General features: G+C 51.9%; 9 protein-coding genes, 1 tRNA gene, 2 rRNA genes and 1 pseudogene (1 of these 13 only partly in view). 7 read left to right on the forward strand and 6 right to left on the reverse strand.

Going from position 1 to position 15,684, the window contains the following annotated elements; translation table 11 throughout:
- The 3 genes from QWU00_RS10870 to QWU00_RS10880 all read left to right on the forward strand — a co-directional run.
- Positions 1-1,201 (forward strand): 23S ribosomal RNA (locus tag QWU00_RS10870) (it extends 1,540 nt beyond the left edge of the window).
- Between the two features lie 111 nt (positions 1,202-1,312).
- Positions 1,313-1,428 (forward strand): 5S ribosomal RNA (rrf, locus tag QWU00_RS10875).
- Between the two features lie 29 nt (positions 1,429-1,457).
- A tRNA-Met gene (locus QWU00_RS10880) sits at positions 1,458-1,534 on the forward strand.
- Positions 1,535-1,704: 170 nt separating this feature from the next.
- Here QWU00_RS10880 and QWU00_RS10885 read toward each other — a convergent pair.
- Positions 1,705-1,983 (reverse strand): O-methyltransferase, encoded by a 279-nt coding sequence (locus QWU00_RS10885; protein WP_304651039.1) that lies wholly within the window; start codon positions 1,981-1,983, stop codon positions 1,705-1,707.
- A gap of 39 nt (positions 1,984-2,022) precedes the next feature.
- Between QWU00_RS10885 and QWU00_RS10890 the strand changes: the two are divergent.
- A pseudogene (locus QWU00_RS10890) lies at positions 2,023-2,483 on the forward strand (ParB/RepB/Spo0J family partition protein); the annotation flags it as partial.
- Between the two features lie 367 nt (positions 2,484-2,850).
- On the opposite strand, the gene QWU00_RS10895 reads toward QWU00_RS10890, so the two are convergent.
- On the reverse strand, positions 2,851-5,226 hold the full coding sequence (locus QWU00_RS10895; protein ID WP_035380013.1) for a heavy metal translocating P-type ATPase: 2,376 nt from the start codon (positions 5,224-5,226) through the stop codon (positions 2,851-2,853).
- A gap of 370 nt (positions 5,227-5,596) precedes the next feature.
- Between QWU00_RS10895 and QWU00_RS10900 the strand changes: the two genes are divergently transcribed.
- Positions 5,597-5,944, forward strand: a complete 348-nt coding sequence (locus tag QWU00_RS10900; RefSeq protein ID WP_035380015.1) for a metal-sensitive transcriptional regulator — start codon at positions 5,597-5,599, stop codon at positions 5,942-5,944.
- 255 nt (positions 5,945-6,199) lie between these two features.
- On the opposite strand, the gene QWU00_RS10905 is transcribed toward QWU00_RS10900, so the two are convergent.
- The 4 genes from QWU00_RS10905 to QWU00_RS10920 all read right to left on the reverse strand — a co-directional run bounded on the left by QWU00_RS10905 (position 6,200) and on the right by QWU00_RS10920 (position 10,695).
- Positions 6,200-6,514 carry a hypothetical protein gene (locus QWU00_RS10905; RefSeq protein WP_035380017.1) on the reverse strand — a complete coding sequence of 105 codons (315 nt, stop codon included), beginning with the start codon at positions 6,512-6,514 and terminating at the stop codon, positions 6,200-6,202.
- Between the two features lie 28 nt (positions 6,515-6,542).
- On the reverse strand, positions 6,543-7,283 hold the full coding sequence (locus tag QWU00_RS10910) for a copper resistance protein B (protein ID WP_035380075.1): 741 nt from the start codon (positions 7,281-7,283) through the stop codon (positions 6,543-6,545).
- Positions 7,284-7,318: 35 nt separating this feature from the next.
- A complete protein-coding gene (locus tag QWU00_RS10915; RefSeq protein ID WP_035380019.1) occupies positions 7,319-9,103 on the reverse strand; it encodes a copper resistance system multicopper oxidase in 1,785 nt (594 codons plus the stop codon).
- A gap of 692 nt (positions 9,104-9,795) precedes the next feature.
- Entirely contained in the window at positions 9,796-10,695 is a 900-nt protein-coding gene (locus QWU00_RS10920; RefSeq protein WP_035380020.1) for a S1/P1 nuclease, read from the reverse strand.
- Positions 10,696-10,939: 244 nt separating this feature from the next.
- On the opposite strand from QWU00_RS10920, the gene QWU00_RS10925 reads away from it, so the two are divergent.
- Together QWU00_RS10925 and QWU00_RS10930 are read left to right on the forward strand one after the other, a co-directional pair.
- On the forward strand, positions 10,940-13,441 hold the full coding sequence (locus QWU00_RS10925) for a TonB-dependent receptor (protein WP_035380022.1): 2,502 nt from the start codon (positions 10,940-10,942) through the stop codon (positions 13,439-13,441).
- Between the two features lie 65 nt (positions 13,442-13,506).
- Positions 13,507-15,585 carry a phosphocholine-specific phospholipase C gene (locus tag QWU00_RS10930; protein WP_035380025.1) on the forward strand — a complete coding sequence of 693 codons (2,079 nt, stop codon included), beginning with the start codon at positions 13,507-13,509 and terminating at the stop codon, positions 15,583-15,585.
- Positions 15,586-15,684: the final 99 nt, after the last annotated feature.

Here is a 15,684-nt window from a genome sequence, read left to right on the forward strand (position 1 = left end):
GCTGAAGGAACTAGGCAAATTACTCGTGTAACTTCGGGATAAGCGAGACCCGTTGGTGGGCAACCATTGGCGGGTGGCACAGACCAGGGGGTAGCGACTGTTTAGTAAAAACACAGGGCTCTGCGAAGTCGAAAGACGACGTATAGGGCCTGACGCCTGCCCGGTGCCGGAAGGTTAAGAGGAGGTGTGAGAGCACTGAATTGAAGCCCCGGTAAACGGCGGCCGTAACTATAACGGTCCTAAGGTAGCGAAATTCCTTGTCGGGTAAGTTCCGACCTGCACGAATGGCGTAACGACTTCCCCGCTGTCTCCAGCATCGGCTCAGCGAAATTGAATTCCCCGTGAAGATGCGGGGTATCCGCGGTCAGACGGAAAGACCCTATGAACCTTTACTGCAGCTTTACAGTGGCATCAGAGACATTCTGTGTAGGATAGGTGGGAGGCTTTGAAGCGGGGGCGCCAGTTCCCGTGGAGCCATCCTTGAAATACCACCCTGAATTTTTCTGATGTCTAACCGCGGTCAGTTAGCCTGATCCGGGACCCTGTATGGTGGGCAGTTTGACTGGGGCGGTCGCCTCCCAAAGTGTAACGGAGGCGCGCGATGGTGGGCTCAGGCCGGTCGGAAACCGGCTGTTGAGTGCAATGGCATAAGCCCGCCTGACTGCGAGAGTGACAGCTCGAGCAGAGACGAAAGTCGGCCATAGTGATCCGGTGGTCCCGCGTGGAAGGGCCATCGCTCAACGGATAAAAGGTACTCTAGGGATAACAGGCTGATCTCCCCCAAGAGTCCACATCGACGGGGAGGTTTGGCACCTCGATGTCGGCTCATCACATCCTGGGGCTGGAGCAGGTCCCAAGGGTTCGGCTGTTCGCCGATTAAAGTGGTACGTGAGCTGGGTTTAGAACGTCGTGAGACAGTTCGGTCCCTATCTGCCGTGGATGTTGGAGACTTGAGAGGATTTGTCCCTAGTACGAGAGGACCGGGATGAACACACCTCTGGTGCACCGGTTGTCGCGCCAGCGGCACCGCCGGGTAGCTAAGTGTGGACGGGATAACCGCTGAAAGCATCTAAGCGGGAAACCCACCTCAAAACTAGGTCTCCCCAAGGGCCGTGATAGACCATCACGTCAATAGGCCAGGTGTGAAAGCGCAGTAATGCGTGCAGCTAACTGGTCCTAATCGCCCAATAGGCTCACTCTCTTACCGTTCCCTTAAAAGAACGGCCCGTGCACAGAAATCATCCATGCAAAACGTCATACTTCATCATACCCAACCGTCCACACCACCCCAACTCAAGGGTGATTTGGATGACCTGGTGGCCATGGCGGGGAGTGATCCACCCGATCCCATCCCGAACTCGGCCGTGAAAACCCCCAGCGCCTATGATACTGCGGCTTAAGTCGTGGGAAAGTCGGTCGCCGCCAGGTCTTCCAAATCACCCAAAAATCAACACAAACGCGGGGTGGAGCAGCCCGGTAGCTCGTCAGGCTCATAACCTGAAGGCCGCAGGTTCAAATCCTGCCCCCGCAACCAGTGAATCCTGTTTAATATCAAACGCTTAGGCCGCCCATCGGGCGGCCTTTTGCGTTTCTGCTCCACGCGCAGGATGCGTATAGGATGCAATCGGGAGTGAAAGCGCAGCGTAGTTTGGGCTGATTTCACGTGTGCGTGAACGTGGGAGCGAGGTTCTTTAGGCAGTCCGGTCAGACTCGAACCGCAATGTCGTGAGCAAAGTTCTGGCCAAGAGCTTCAGTTGTGATCGACGCCATACGATATCCGTTCGCCGGGTTGCTCAGATAGGCCAGATAAGCACCGGCGCGGCCGCCATCGCCCCCATCAAGATCGGTGCGATCGCTCACGACGAGGCCTCGTTGTCTTAGACCCGGTTCGAGCAGGCGAAGGATATCCAGATAGAGCCCTTTCGAGGCATCAAGCAGGATCAGGTCGATTGGCTGCGGCACATCGCGGGCAAGCGCAGTCATGGCATCTCCGATGCGGATATGCCCGTGCACCCTCACTCTGGCGTGGCGACTGTCACCGTGCCGGTCGAAGGACGTTTTCGTGTGCTCGAACGACTGGTGAAGTAGAAAAGCTCCACAAGACGCCTCCTGCGTCTTGCGCGAGGACGGATCGTCCATATTCGCCGAAGATGACCCTCTGGCCGAGAATGTCCAGCGCGTGGCTCTGTATCCGCTGGAGCAGTTCCGGGCTTTCCGCGACATCCTAGAAAAGGGGCTTGTCCGAGGAGGAAATCGCGGCCGCGTTCTTCGTTCCCGTCACCGCCTGCGCTTGATGACGGTCTCCGAAAAGCTACTGGATATCTACGAGTAGGACGGCATGCGGCTTGAGCAACTGATGGCATTTTCCATCAACGACGATGCGGGCCGTCAGGAGCAGGTCTGGGAATTCGTCGCCCAGAGTCATAATCGCGCCCTATGTCATCCGCCAAATGCTGACCGAAAAGACAATCCGGGCGTCGGATGCTCATGGTCTCGTCGGTTTCCTGATACGAGCTTAGAACCCTCAGATGACCGGCACCCAGTGTGCATCTATTGCAAAACAGGCTTGGGCTGCAAACAGACTGGTTGAGGATGTTCTGAGGGAGCGAGTGCCAATGTCATCTGAAATGCTGATTAAACATCTAAAGCCCGAAATAATAACGATGCCTTTAAGAAAGAAGAAAAAGACCTCAATTTTATGAGAAATCTCTCCAAACTTCAGTGGAGTGAGTGGTTAAGGTAGTTCAGTCACTTTAATTATGGGAGCATATTTCCTTTAATTATAAACGTGATTTTTAATTCAAGTATATTATAATATTATTTGATTATGAAAAGGTTTTTGTTGATCCTCTACTTATAGCTAGATGACGGTTTCCAGTGATTCAGGAGTAAGGCATTGGTCACCACTGACACAGAGCTCATAGCCATCGCAGCGCCTGCGATAATGGGGTTGAGCAGACCGAATGCAGCGAGAGGGACCCCCAAGGTGTTATAGACAAAAGCGAAGAAAAGATTTTGCCTGACTTTGGCAAGTGTTGCCTGTGAGAGTGAGAGTGCATCCAGAACTCCAGCCAGATTATTTCTCATCAAGACAATGTCTGCTGTATCTCGTGCAATATCTGCTCCCGTTCCAATTGCAAAACTGACATCGGCGGCGGCAAGGGCAGGTGCATCATTGATGCCGTCTCCTAACATGCCGACACAGTGCCCGGATGCGTGAAATTTCTTTACAGCATCGGCTTTTCCCTCAGGCAGGACTGCAGCCATATAGTTCTCTATGCCGGCCTGCTGAGCGACCACCCGCGCTGTACGCTCATTATCACCTGTCAGCATAACAACTGTTATCCCAGCTTTTTTCAGGGCTTTAACGGTAGAAACGGCATCGGGACGAAGATGATCAGATAGAGCGATAAACCCGAGAAACTGCTCACCTTTTCCCACGCCAACAACAGTTTTTCCTTCCTCTTCCAGATTGGAGATAAGCGTATCATTTTCTATAAAACCATTCTTTTTCAGGAAATTTGGAGATCCAAGATAAGCGGAAAAACCATCCACCTGACCGATAACCCCCATGCCAGGAATGGCGTTTACACTCTTTGCAAGGGGAGCTTTTATTCCTTTTGAGTCCGCATATTCCACAATGGCACGAGCAAGAGGATGTTCAGAGCCTGCTTCTAGTGCAGACGCTACAGAAAGGAGGTCTTCCTGTCTGACGCCCGCTGCCGAAATGACATCACTGACTGTCGGTTTCCCTTGTGTCAGAGTTCCTGTCTTATCAACAATCAGAGTGGTCAGTTTTTGTGCCTGTTCAAGAGCATCTGCATTTCGGAAGAGAATGCCTGCCCGCGCCCCCAGTCCTGTACCTACCATAATGGCTGTGGGGGTTGCCAAGCCTAGGGAGCAGGGGCACGCAATGACAAGAACAGATACAGTCGATATCAAACTCCATGTTATATTGCCTGTAATGCCCCACCCAATCAGAAACGTTATGGCTGCAATAACAATAATCGCAGGCACAAAAATTCCAGATACCTTGTCAGCCAGCCGTTGAACACTTGCTTTTGAGCCCTGCGCCTGCTCAACCATTTTGACTATATGCGCGAGCGCCGTATTGGTTCCAACCCCGGTAGTTTTCACGCGTAACATGCCGTTGGCGTTCATGGTCCCACCAAAAACCTGATCTGTTTTCTGCTTTAAAACAGGAACGCTCTCACCTGTCAGCATGGCTTCATTGACATCAGAAGCGCCTTCAAGAACTATTCCGTCAACAGGGACAGTTTCACCAGGCCGCACAATAAAAATATCGCCAATGGAGACATCCGCTACAGGACGATCAGATATACCTCCATTGCTTTCTATATGAGCAATCTGAGGTTGAAGTTGCAGCAGGCTTTCCAATCCTGCTCCTGTTTGACGTCTGGCGCGCATCTCCATTAACTTGCCAAGAGAAATCAGGGTGATGATGGAAACGCTGGTTTCAAAATAAAGGGGCAGGTCTAGTTTGAGTAATACGACAGCCAGGCTGAAAAAATAGGCGATGCTGGTTCCTAAAACGACCAGAACATCCATATTGGCCGCGCCACCACGGAGCGCGTTCCATGCCTGTCTGTAAAACCGTCCACCGCAGAAAAACTGTACTGGGGTCGCTAACACCAGTTGTAACCACCCCGGCATCATCCCAATGTGACTGAAAAACATTGTGATCATTTGAACAAAGAAGGGGATGGAAAAAGCTGCGGTCAAAAGGAAATGATTACGTTCCTTAAGCCATGCTTCTTCGCGCTGTGCACGCAGGCTTTCTGGCTTTTCTTCTTGGAAAGGAAAGGAGCCATAACCGGCTTTCTCAATGGCAGCCACAAAATTTTCTGGGGTGGCAACGCCTGGTACAAAGTGGATAAGGGCCTGCTCTGTTGCGAAGTTAACAGTTGCCTGTGTGGCGGGGAGTCTGTTGAGAATTTTTTCGATACGAGTGGCGCAGGCCGAGCAGGTCATGCCTGTTAGAGACAAGGTCAGGCTTTGTTGCTCGACTGTGAAGCCTGCCTTGCGGATAGCATCAATAATCGTGTTGAGGGGGGGGGCGGAGGCATCAAGCTGGAGCTGAACTTTTTCGGAGGCAAGATTGACGGTCGCCTCTACTCCTTTAAGGCGATTAAGAATTTTTTCGATACGGGCAGCGCAGGCGGCGCATGTCATGCCTCCAACGGAAAAACTGACGGCGTTTGACATGTTTATCGCTCCTCAAGAACGTCTTGCTTGATTATACCCCATACCGGTATTTTCAACATATCATAGTTGGTCTGTTTGGCGAGAGAAGAGTCTCCGCATCTTCCAACGCCTTACTCTTGAAGCAGAAGGGGGAGCAGACAGTTTCCTTCAGAAACATCTTGGCGGATGTGGAAAGGGGGTGAGGAGAATGGACATGCAGGCTCTGGTAACTCTGTGAGGAGGTCTGAAAGGCAAATGATCTAAACTTCCGTTTTCTTGGATATCTGATCTATGCCGTAAATTAAGTGTGGGTGTGTATTAAGCGCAGAGATATTCTGATAAATCAGATAGAGTAATCTGATACACATACCGGGCAACTGACGGGAAAACCATGAAAACGGCGCAGAAGGAATCTGCTTTTTCAGCAGCATGTGAAGCATGTGCTCCTCCAGAGAGCGTGGCAGATAAACGGGTGCAACAGCCTAGAAAAAAAGCCCTTATCAACCGTTTGCGCCGGATAGAGGGCCAGATTGGTGGCGTTCTGAGTATGGTAGAGGATGATCGCTACTGCGTGGACATCCTGATGCAGATATCCGCAGTGAAATCAGCTCTGGATGGTGTCGCAATTCAGATTTTATCGACCCATGCCAATGGGTGTGTGCGTAAGGCTGTGAAAGAAGATGACGGAGATGAAGCAATAGAAGAATTGCTTGGGGTTATTCGTAAAATGATACGGTAATACAAGAAGAACAGGTAGAAAAACCCTTCTTGATCGGTCACAGCAGGATCATAACTATTGAAATTGCTCGTGAGGTAAAAACTCGGATAGAAGTTTTTCGAACCCTCCAGAAACATTGTTCTCAAAAATTTGAGAACAATGCAGAATATGAAGAAAAGATGCTGAACTGCCTGTTTTTTCTTCAGCATCCCGTTCTCTTGCTTCTCTTTGTTTTATCAGCAAAGCGCAGACCGATTATTTCTCAAACAAGAGTGTCTAACGATCCAAAGTTTCTGAAGGGGGAGAGAGGGGCTGCCCCATATCCATTTTCTGACATTCTTTTTCTTCTTGTTGCATTTTAGAAGGGAGAGTTTGTCCCTGCTTTCGCAACAAATCAATTTTATCACACAACGCCATCTGCTGATCCATGGTGAGGTGGGACATATCAGTCGGAAGCGATGGTTTTTCCTGCGCACGATCCTGATTTGCCTTTGAGACAGGTAGAGTGTGAAGAGATCTTTGAGGATGTGGCTCTGCTTGAGCTACATTTATGAAAAAAGACGTAATAATAACTATGGAAAGAGAAAGCATAACACAAAATCCTGAGAAAAATGAGAGATTAGAACCAGCTGCGTATTCCAAAAGTAAACCTTAGGGAGCCGGTTTCTTCTCCGTGATCGTGGGCAATTCTTCGGGCCTGAGTGAGATAACCCGCATAGGTAAAGGCGATGTAAGGCGCAAATTTTCGCCAGAGTTCATAACGAAGTCTCAATCCTGTATCCACATCGGAAAGGCCAGCGCCAACGCGCCTGCCTGTGTCGGATTTGGTGTAGAGGTTCAGTTCTGCCTGAGGTTGTAAAATCAGGCGGTTGGTTAATAGAAAATCGTAAGAGCCTTCAAAGCGGGCAGCAAAGCGTCCTCTATCACTGACATAAGCGGTAGCCTGCACTTCAAACTGATAAAGGGCTAGGCCCTGTAAGCCCAATGCCCCCCATGTGCGTGTGGGGCCATCATCAATGTCTGTCCGAATACCACCTTGAACATCAAAGTATGTTGAAATTGCCCGACTATATAAAAGTTCGTGGTCTCCATCGTGCAGGCGTCCCCGTTCCAGGGTTCCTTCGGTTTTCAGCCAGAGCTTATTATAATCCGATCCATACCAGGCCTCACCATCCCAACGGAAATCCGTTCCCCGCGCAGCGTAGCGGCCTTCGAACTCGTCCAGAATGCCATGGAAATAACGACCCTGATCCATAACAGGGGAGATGTGCCCAAGTGAAACCACGGGAATTTCAGAAGGCGCATCCGCTGCATGATACTCTTTTGGGGCCGCCCATGAACTGGTTGCGCCTGTCAGCATGCAGGCCGAAACAGTTGCAAGCCACAAAATCTGTTTCATTCCACAATCACCGTGCGAAACATGCCCAGATCCATATGCAGCATAAGGTGGCAGTGATACGCCCATGTGCCTGCCACATCAGCCGTAACCAGATAGCTCAGGCGGGAACCCGGTTGCGCGATAATGGTGTGCTTGTAAGGGCGGAACGCGCCTTGTCCGTTTTCCAGTTCGCTCCACAACCCATGGAGGTGAATGGGGTGCTCCATCATGGTATCGTTAATCAGGGTGAAGCGGACACGCTCACCTTTTTTGAGGCGGATAGGCCCGGATTCTGAATATTTACGCCCATTGAAACCCCAGATGTAGCGCTCCATATTGCCTGTTAGATGCAGGATGATTTCGCGTGTTGGGGGGCGTGGGTCTGCACCCGGTCGCGTTGCCCGTAACTGTTTGTAAGTGAGAACGCGCCGACCGTTATGTTCCAGTCCATCTCCGGGGCTATCTAACCGATTAATCGGCATAATGGCCACGTTCTGGTTTTCCACATTCAGCGGCGGCGGACCGGGGTCATCCACTTCCAGAGGTGGTGCGGGCATGGAGCCCATATGATGCATATGAGCTGATCCCATTTCAGGCATATCCATGCTAGCCATATCGTGCCCAGGCATGGACATATCCCCCATAGTCTCGCCGGGTCTCATGGTTCCCATACCCATGTCGATCATGGTGCGCACAGGGCGCGGGTCCATGGGCGGAATGGTACCAATCATGCCTGGGCGTGGGGCAAGAGTGCCACGTGCATAGCCTGTGCGGTCCTCACTCTGTGCAAAAATGGTGTAGGCCTGATTATCCTGCGGGCACACAATCACATCATATGTTTCCGCCACGCCAATGCGGAATTCATCCACGGGCACCGGCTCTACATCGTTCCCGTCAGCCTGCACGACAAGCATTTCCAGACCGGGAATACGCACATCAAACAGCGTCATGGAGGAGGCATTTATGAAGCGCAGCCGAACCCGTTCACCGGGGCGGAACAGGCCGTTCCAGTTCATATCCGGGGCATGGCCATTCAGGAGATAGGTATAGATAACGCCGCTTACATCAGAGATATCTGTGGCAGCCATACGCATGCGGGACCATGCAAGCCGGTCCTTGAGAGCTGCCCATGCACCTTTGGCGGCGCGGGCATCCTGCGGAAAGGAGGCTGCCGTGCGTTGCCTGAATGTATAATAGTCATCCTGCATTTTGAGATTGCTGATCATGTCCATGGGGGACACATCTGTCCATTCGGACAGAACAATCACATAATCCCGTTCACAGTAGTTGGGGTCAGGGTGGGCAGGGTCAATCACAATGGCCCCGTATAGTCCCTGTGCTTCTTGCATGCCGGAATGGCTGTGGTACCAGTAGGTTCCACTTTGATGCACGCGAAACCGATAGGTAAACGTGTCTCCCGGTTTGATGCCATCAAAGCTCAGGCCGGGTACGCCATCCATATCAGAGGGCACACGGATGCCGTGCCAATGGATGGAAGTGTCCTCATGCTTCAGGGTGTTGGTAACAGAGACGGAAACAGTGTCTCCTTGTTTCCATCGCAGAATAGGGCCTGGAACCGCATTCCCGATACAGGGCGCATTCAGGCTTTTATGGTCAATGGTCGTGCGGGTGTGGCCAACAGTCAGGTTCCATAGGGAGGAGGCTTGCGCAGGCAAAATGCCAGATGCGCTGGCCATTGCTGAAGCCTGATGCGGTAGTGTTGCCACCACACCTCCAGCACCCAACCCCTGAATAAACCGACGACGAGTCACCCCACTTCGTTGAGAGAACGAAATGGACATCAGAAAAATCCGAACAGGAAATGTACAACATCCTTTTTGTCCGTAAGGACCGCAGGACAGACTTTACATATCTGGCACTCAGAATGTGCGGATTTTGGGCGGGGGAAGCAGGGGAAGGCTGTCTGTTCCTATAAATCCAGCCGCTTTGTGAAACGCAAATGGCTGTCTACTGATCACCGGATAATAGAGAGACTTGGGAGACGAGGACGGCGGGGGAATGTCCGCTGCCGCGGTATGGGCGTCACAACATTTTTCATGATGGTGGACAGGTGGGGAATGTATGGAATGATGCATTCCGTTACATCCCGTCTCTGCTCTGTCATGGCAGTGAGCCACGACTATGCTGACCACATGCGCCTGTGCCTGAACGGGAGAAACGCCACCAAGCAGTCCGATCTGCATGAGCAGGCACGCAAACAGACTGATTGCGATCCGGCCATACATCCTGACCATTTAGCGCTCCTTGTTAAACTGACACACCTCGTATCGGTTTCAGTATACCCATGGGGGGCATATTGGAAAAGCTTTTATGTCGTGGAGAAAGGAGGCTCAGCATTTGCTCTCAGATTGTCAGGTGCGTGTGCTCACGAACAAAAGAAGAAAGACGCATGTTTGGCGTGTAGCTTGAGGTGCGGCACAGCTCCCTCTCGGGATTGTCCTTTCGGCTGGGCTGCGCCGCGCTTTGCGGATGATCAGGGTTTAGGCTGGCCGGTGGTGAGGGCGGCATTTAGAACAGAGGCAAGACGAACGCCCGCTTTCATAAGCTGCTCCCGGACAACAGTTTGGGCTGCTGCATCATATCCGGGGGGAAGGGTAATGGGAGCGCTGTCCTGAGAGCACCCAGCCGGGGTGTTCAGAATGTAGGCATATTGCTTGGCAAACGTGAAACTTTCTTGTGCCCAGTCTGCGGGTGTGCCCTGCTGCCACTTCTGTTTATCGTCATACGTAATCTGCATGAAGAGTTTGTCAGCCAGACTGGTGGGGTTGGGGTCAAGCTCGGAGACCAGCGCTGTATCCCAGTAGGAATGCAGGTTTGTGGTGCGGGGGCCCCCTAAAGCAATCCGCACACAATTTCCGCCTTTGTCATGATTATCCGCAGCATGCAGAGGTTGGTGAATATCTCCTACAAAATGCACAATATATTTTAGAGCCAGAATACGCTCTGCCGTTGGGGTTGTTCGGTCAGCCAGTTCTTTTTCAAATTGGGGGAGTTTGTTGACCACACAGTCCTGAGCAGGGCCAGCGCTGGCCAGGCCGGTTTGCGCGGGAAAATTGTAGCACGCCTGTGCCAGATCAGGATGGTCCAGTTCGATATCAACAAAGTGCCATTCGCCAGTTTCCTTGTGTCCGGCAGCCCGCCAGGAATCAGCCCAGGTGGAACGGGACACAAAGTCCGGCGGGGTGAGGGTGTCTTTATCCTGGCTCAGGAGGCTGGTGATCGTGTTCCGCACATCGGGCGTCAGATAGTCCCAAGCAAGTGCAGCCACCACCTGATGGCCTTCTCGTCCCCAAGCCAAAGCTTGGCTGCTGGAGGCCCCCACAGCCAGCATGACGCTGACCGCGACAGAGAAAGAGCGAGCACGTATTTTCATATAATGTTACTTTTCTGTAATTATTTTGCTTCTTTCGAAAATGTAGTTGTTTTTAGGAATGGCAGCCATTAAAAAATGCCTTATCTCATTACGATAAAAAAACAAAATGTCAGTTGCTTAAAACCTGTGGGGGCGGTGCGTCCGGAGGAAATATGAAATTATTATGAATGTCTTCTATTAGTAAAACAACTGAATAAACTGCGCGGCAAGTTCCTCCCATATTCCTCACTGAAAGTAGGATTGAATGTCTTCCAAGCGGCACTTCTCAGTTCTTGCCTGCCTGATCTGTTCGACTGTTCTGTCGTCACCTCTCGTGGCGCTGGCTGACACAGTGTCTGAAAAGAAGGCTGCTGGTAGCACGACCAGGTCCCAGCCCGCTAAGGAGACCAAGCCGTCTCAACAGAAGGCCGCTCTTCCAACCATGATGGGGCAAACCTCTCCAACAGATGAAAATGTGGAAGTGCGCGGCCACACGCGTGATCTGGGGGATGGGGATACTGGGCGTGCGTTTGGTGGGGGGCTCATGACGCCAACGGATTCTCCAAAATCTGTTTCTGCGGTCACCCGTGATTATATTGCCAAGCAGAACCCGGCCCTTAACCCGATGCAGTTGCTTCAGCTCCTGCCGGGTGCAAACGTTTCTGATACGGATCCTCTTGGTATGACGGGCGGCAATATGTCCGTCCGTGGCCTGACAGAATCCCAGATGGGCTTTACGCTGGAAGGCTTCCCTATCAATGATATCGGGAATTTTGCCGTCTATCCGCAGGAAATTGTTGATGCCGAAAACCTGAAGACCGTTCGGTTGGCGCAGGGATCTGCCGATCTGGATAGTCCGCATATCAGTGCGTCTGGCGGTGTGGTCGATATGTATATGATCGACCCCAAGAAGACCATGGGGGGGCATGTGGACATGACCTACGGGTCCTATAACGCAACGCGGGGCTTCGCTCGGTTTGATACGGGCTATATTGGGAACACCAACCTGCGTGCCTATTTCTCCTATTCGCAGGCGCGGCAGGACCACTGGCGCGGGCCCGGCTGGGAAAACAAGAAACACGGTGAAATGAAAATCGTGAATGACTGGGGCGATGGAAACCGTATTTCTCTTGCCGTAGTTGGAAACTCTTTGAAAAACAATGCTTACCCCAACGTTACGAAGGCAAGCTGGAACAAATGGGGAATTGGGTTTGATAACCCGGTGGGCAGCAGTGGACTGGTGAGTGGTGACCCGCCCAATACGGTCTATGAACGGCATTACGTGAAAGGGGATAGCAATTATTACAAAATGCGCCCTAATCCGTTCACCAATATCTATGCCTCAATGCCGTCCACTTTCAAGCTGACTGATCATCTGGTACTGACCGAAACACCTTACTTCTGGTATGGTTACGGCAATGGTGGTGGCGCGTATTCTACAAACATGAGCCAGATGTCTTATGGCAGCCAGACGCTGCCGGGCTCCATAAACGGCCAGACTCCGTCAGGCAATGTGATGTTGTACAATCCATCCCTGACGGAAACCTATCGTCCGGGAGCGACAACAAAGCTGACATGGACTGCAGGCATCAACCGTTTGATGGTTGGATACTGGTTTGAGTATTCGAAGCAGCGCCAGACCTCTCCTTATAGCGAAGTGAGCAGTGATGGCACGCCGCTGAGCTTGTGGGGAGACAGCAATAATGTGGTGCTGAGCAACGGTCAGACCGCTCAGTATCGTAATACGTTAACCCAGACACAGGTTCACACGCCATTTATTGGCGATAGTCTTTCCCTTCTTCATGGCAAGCTGACACTTGATGCAGGCCTGAAATATTCCATCGTCAAGCGGCGGGGCACCAACTATCTGCCAGATGTTGGCCAGAAATACGTCAATACAAACTACTATCAAGCTCTGCCAACGGCGGCGATCCGGTACAAGATTGATACCCACAATCAGGTTTTTGTCTCTGTTGCTACCAATTATCGTATGCCGCAGAACTATGCGCTCTATGATTCAGGTACCTATCAGGCTGGCCGAGGGTACAGCACGCAGGCCAATCCTGACCAGAAGCCTGAAATCTCCATTTCGGAAGAAGTGGGTTGGCGTTATCAGGATGATCTGATTTCAAGCTCCGTGACCTATTTCCATTACAACTTCACCAACCGCCTGTTTACACAGACTCTGGTCAATGAACGGGGACAGACCTGGACAACCAACATCAACGGGGGTGGTGAACATTCTGATGGTGTGGATGCAGAAATCGGCACCCGTCCTTTCCACCATGTTCGGCCTTATGTTTCCTTTGAATATCTGCATGCGGTGACAGACAGCAATCTGCCGGTTTCCTCAGGTTCCATAACGGATTACATGCATACCAAAGGCAAGGCAGCGCCTCAGGCACCGGCATATCAGGTTGGTTTTGGCCTGGATTATGATGATGGACACCGCTTTGCCGGCTTCAACCTCAAATATGTTGCAAAGCAGTATTCCACCTTCATGAATGATGAGCACATTCCAGGATATGTGCGTATGAATATCAATGTGGGCTACCGTCTGCCAAAAATGGGTATTTTTAAAAGCCCGACCATTCGCCTGAATCTGCAAAACATCTCTAATGAGCGGTATCTGAGCTGGATCAATGGTACGCAGGTGAATGCAAAATCAACCACGGGGATCTTTGGAAATACAATCCGTGGAAGCTCGGCGACTTATAAAATTGCCTCACCGTTTGCGGCGATCGCAACCATCAGCAGTGATTTTTAAAGGAACTGGTCTCTTCCTCTCAGGCAGGGTATCATAACGGCCTTGTATTGACTGAGAGGAAAACCATGCCGGTTATCGGGCGTAGAGGGCTGCTGAAAAGTGGTGGTGGATTAGTTACGGCAGGCCTTCTGGCGTCCATAAACAGGGCGCTGGCCATTCCGGCGGAGCGGCGGAGTGGCACTCTTGAAGATGTAGAGCATATTGTGGTGCTCATGCAGGAAAACCGCTCCTTCGACCATTATTTCGGGCATCTGAGTGGGGTGCGTGGGGTGGCAGACCGTCATCCCGTTCGCTCTCCAGATGGCACGCCTGTCTGGTCTCAGTGGCGCCAAAAAGCAGGGGAAGGGCGGATCATGCCCTTCCAGTTGCGCACCCATGTAACCAGTGCGCAGTGCGTGCTTGACCTTGATCATAACTGGAAGCCCACTCACGCGGCAATCAATGCTGGATGGAATGATCAATGGCCCCGGCATAAAACCGACATGACTATGGGCTACTATACGCGCGAAGACATTCCATATCATTACGCGCTGGCAGATGCCTTTACGGTCTGTGATCACTATTTCTGCTCTACCCCTACGCAAACGCACCCCAACCGTTTTTACCTCATGACCGGTACGGTTGATGCGGATGGAGTGGGTGGCGGCCCGGTTCTGGATAATGTGGACTGGGTGGACCGTGCGTTTTACCCTGAAGTGCCGGGCCCCTTTAGCTGGACAACCTATCCGGAGCGGCTGGAAGCGGCCGGTGTCAGTTGGCAGGTTTATCAGCAGGGGCTTTCTCCTTCCGATGTAGAGAACGGAAACTTTGGTACCAATGTGCTGATGAATTTCCGTAATTATGTGGACGCGCCGGAGGGTTCGCCTCTGCATCAACGTGCCATGACAAAACGCACGCTGGATAATCTACGGCAGGATGTCATGGCGGATCGTCTGCCACAGGTTTCATGGCTACTGCCGCCTGCGGCTTATTCTGAACATCCGCGTTGGACGCCGGGTTACGGCGCAACTTATATTGCCAGAGTGCTGAATGCCCTGACAGCCAACCCGCAAGTGTGGGCCAAAACCGTTCTGCTTGTCATGTATGACGAAAATGACGGCTATTTTGATCACGTGCCTCCGCCACAGCCTCCAACACCCGTATTGCCCGGTAAAAGCACGGTAGAGACACGCGGTGAAATTCATGACCGGATTACACCGTATGAACCCAAACGTTATACAGCAGATATGTTGCCGTATGGGTTGGGGCCGCGTGTTCCCATGCTGGCGCTTTCTCCATGGAGCACGGGTGGTTTTGTGTGCTCGGAAGTATTTGATCACACGTCTGTTCTCCGCTTTATTGAAGCTCGTTTTGGCGTGCGTGAGGAAAACATCACCCCATGGCGTCGCTCTATTTGCGGTGACCTGACAAGCGCGTTTGATTTTTCACGCAATCAGGGCCTCAAGGGTGGGTTGCCGGATACAGCGGATTACAAGCAGCAGGTTGATCAGTCCTGTAAACTGCCAGACCCGGCAGTGCCGGTGCAAAGCAGCCTTTCTGATATTGGAGAGCAGGAACCCGGGCGCCGTCCTGCCCGTGCGCTTCCGTATGTTCTTGCTGTTAATGAAGTGGATGGCCCCGCTGGTAGCCTGACACTTCAGTTTGAAAACCATGGAACAACAGGGGCATGTTTTTACGTCTATCAGGACAAGACCAGCGAAAAGCCGCGTCGTTACACGGTGGGAGCTGGAGCTTCTCTTCAGGATGAATGGCGTGAGGCTGAGGGCTATGAGCTTCGCTTGACGGTTATTGGTCCCAATGGGTTTGCGCGTTATTTCCACCGTCCGAGCCGGACGGCGGTGCGTGTAACCGCTCAGGAAAATACCCACACCGGCGGCCTGACACTCGCATTTTCCAACCGAACTCACCGCCCGCAAACGCTCCATCTGCATGACAATGCTTACGGTCAACCGCAGCAAACTGTGGTGGTGCCTGCCAATGGCGTGTCCCACACAGTGCTCACGCTTGCCAAGAGTGATCATTGGTATGATGTTAGCGTGCGTGTAGCATCTGAACCCAAAACAGAGAGCCGCTTTGCAGGCCATGTGGAAACAGGCAAGCCGAGCAGAACAGACCCGGCGCTGGGAAAGCCTGTTCTGCAATAAACAATTCTCAGAGCATAGAGCTCCAAGAAAACACTTTTCTTCTGAGATAAAGAGAGGCCGTGCCAAAAATTTTGGCACGGCCTGTTTTGTGCCTGTGTT

The organism is Acetobacter tropicalis (assembly GCF_030644465.1).
Taxonomy (GTDB): Bacteria; Pseudomonadota; Alphaproteobacteria; order Acetobacterales; family Acetobacteraceae; genus Acetobacter; species Acetobacter tropicalis.

Coding starts and splice junctions, on each gene's coding strand:
- QWU00_RS10900 (WP_035380015.1), top strand. CDS start 5,597: ATGAAAACGGCGCAGAAGGAATCTGCTTTTTCAGCAGCATGTGAAGCA.
- QWU00_RS10930 (WP_035380025.1), top strand. CDS start 13,507: ATGCCGGTTATCGGGCGTAGAGGGCTGCTGAAAAGTGGTGGTGGATTA.
- QWU00_RS10925 (WP_035380022.1), top strand. CDS start 10,940: ATGTCTTCCAAGCGGCACTTCTCAGTTCTTGCCTGCCTGATCTGTTCG.
- QWU00_RS10910 (WP_035380075.1), bottom strand. CDS start 7,283: ATGCTGACAGGCGCAACCAGTTCATGGGCGGCCCCAAAAGAGTATCAT.
- QWU00_RS10885 (WP_304651039.1), bottom strand. CDS start 1,983: ATGACTGCGCTTGCCCGCGATGTGCCGCAGCCAATCGACCTGATCCTG.
- QWU00_RS10915 (WP_035380019.1), bottom strand. CDS start 9,103: ATGTCCATTTCGTTCTCTCAACGAAGTGGGGTGACTCGTCGTCGGTTT.
- QWU00_RS10920 (WP_035380020.1), bottom strand. CDS start 10,695: ATGAAAATACGTGCTCGCTCTTTCTCTGTCGCGGTCAGCGTCATGCTG.
- QWU00_RS10895 (WP_035380013.1), bottom strand. CDS start 5,226: ATGTCAAACGCCGTCAGTTTTTCCGTTGGAGGCATGACATGCGCCGCC.
- QWU00_RS10905 (WP_035380017.1), bottom strand. CDS start 6,514: ATGCTTTCTCTTTCCATAGTTATTATTACGTCTTTTTTCATAAATGTA.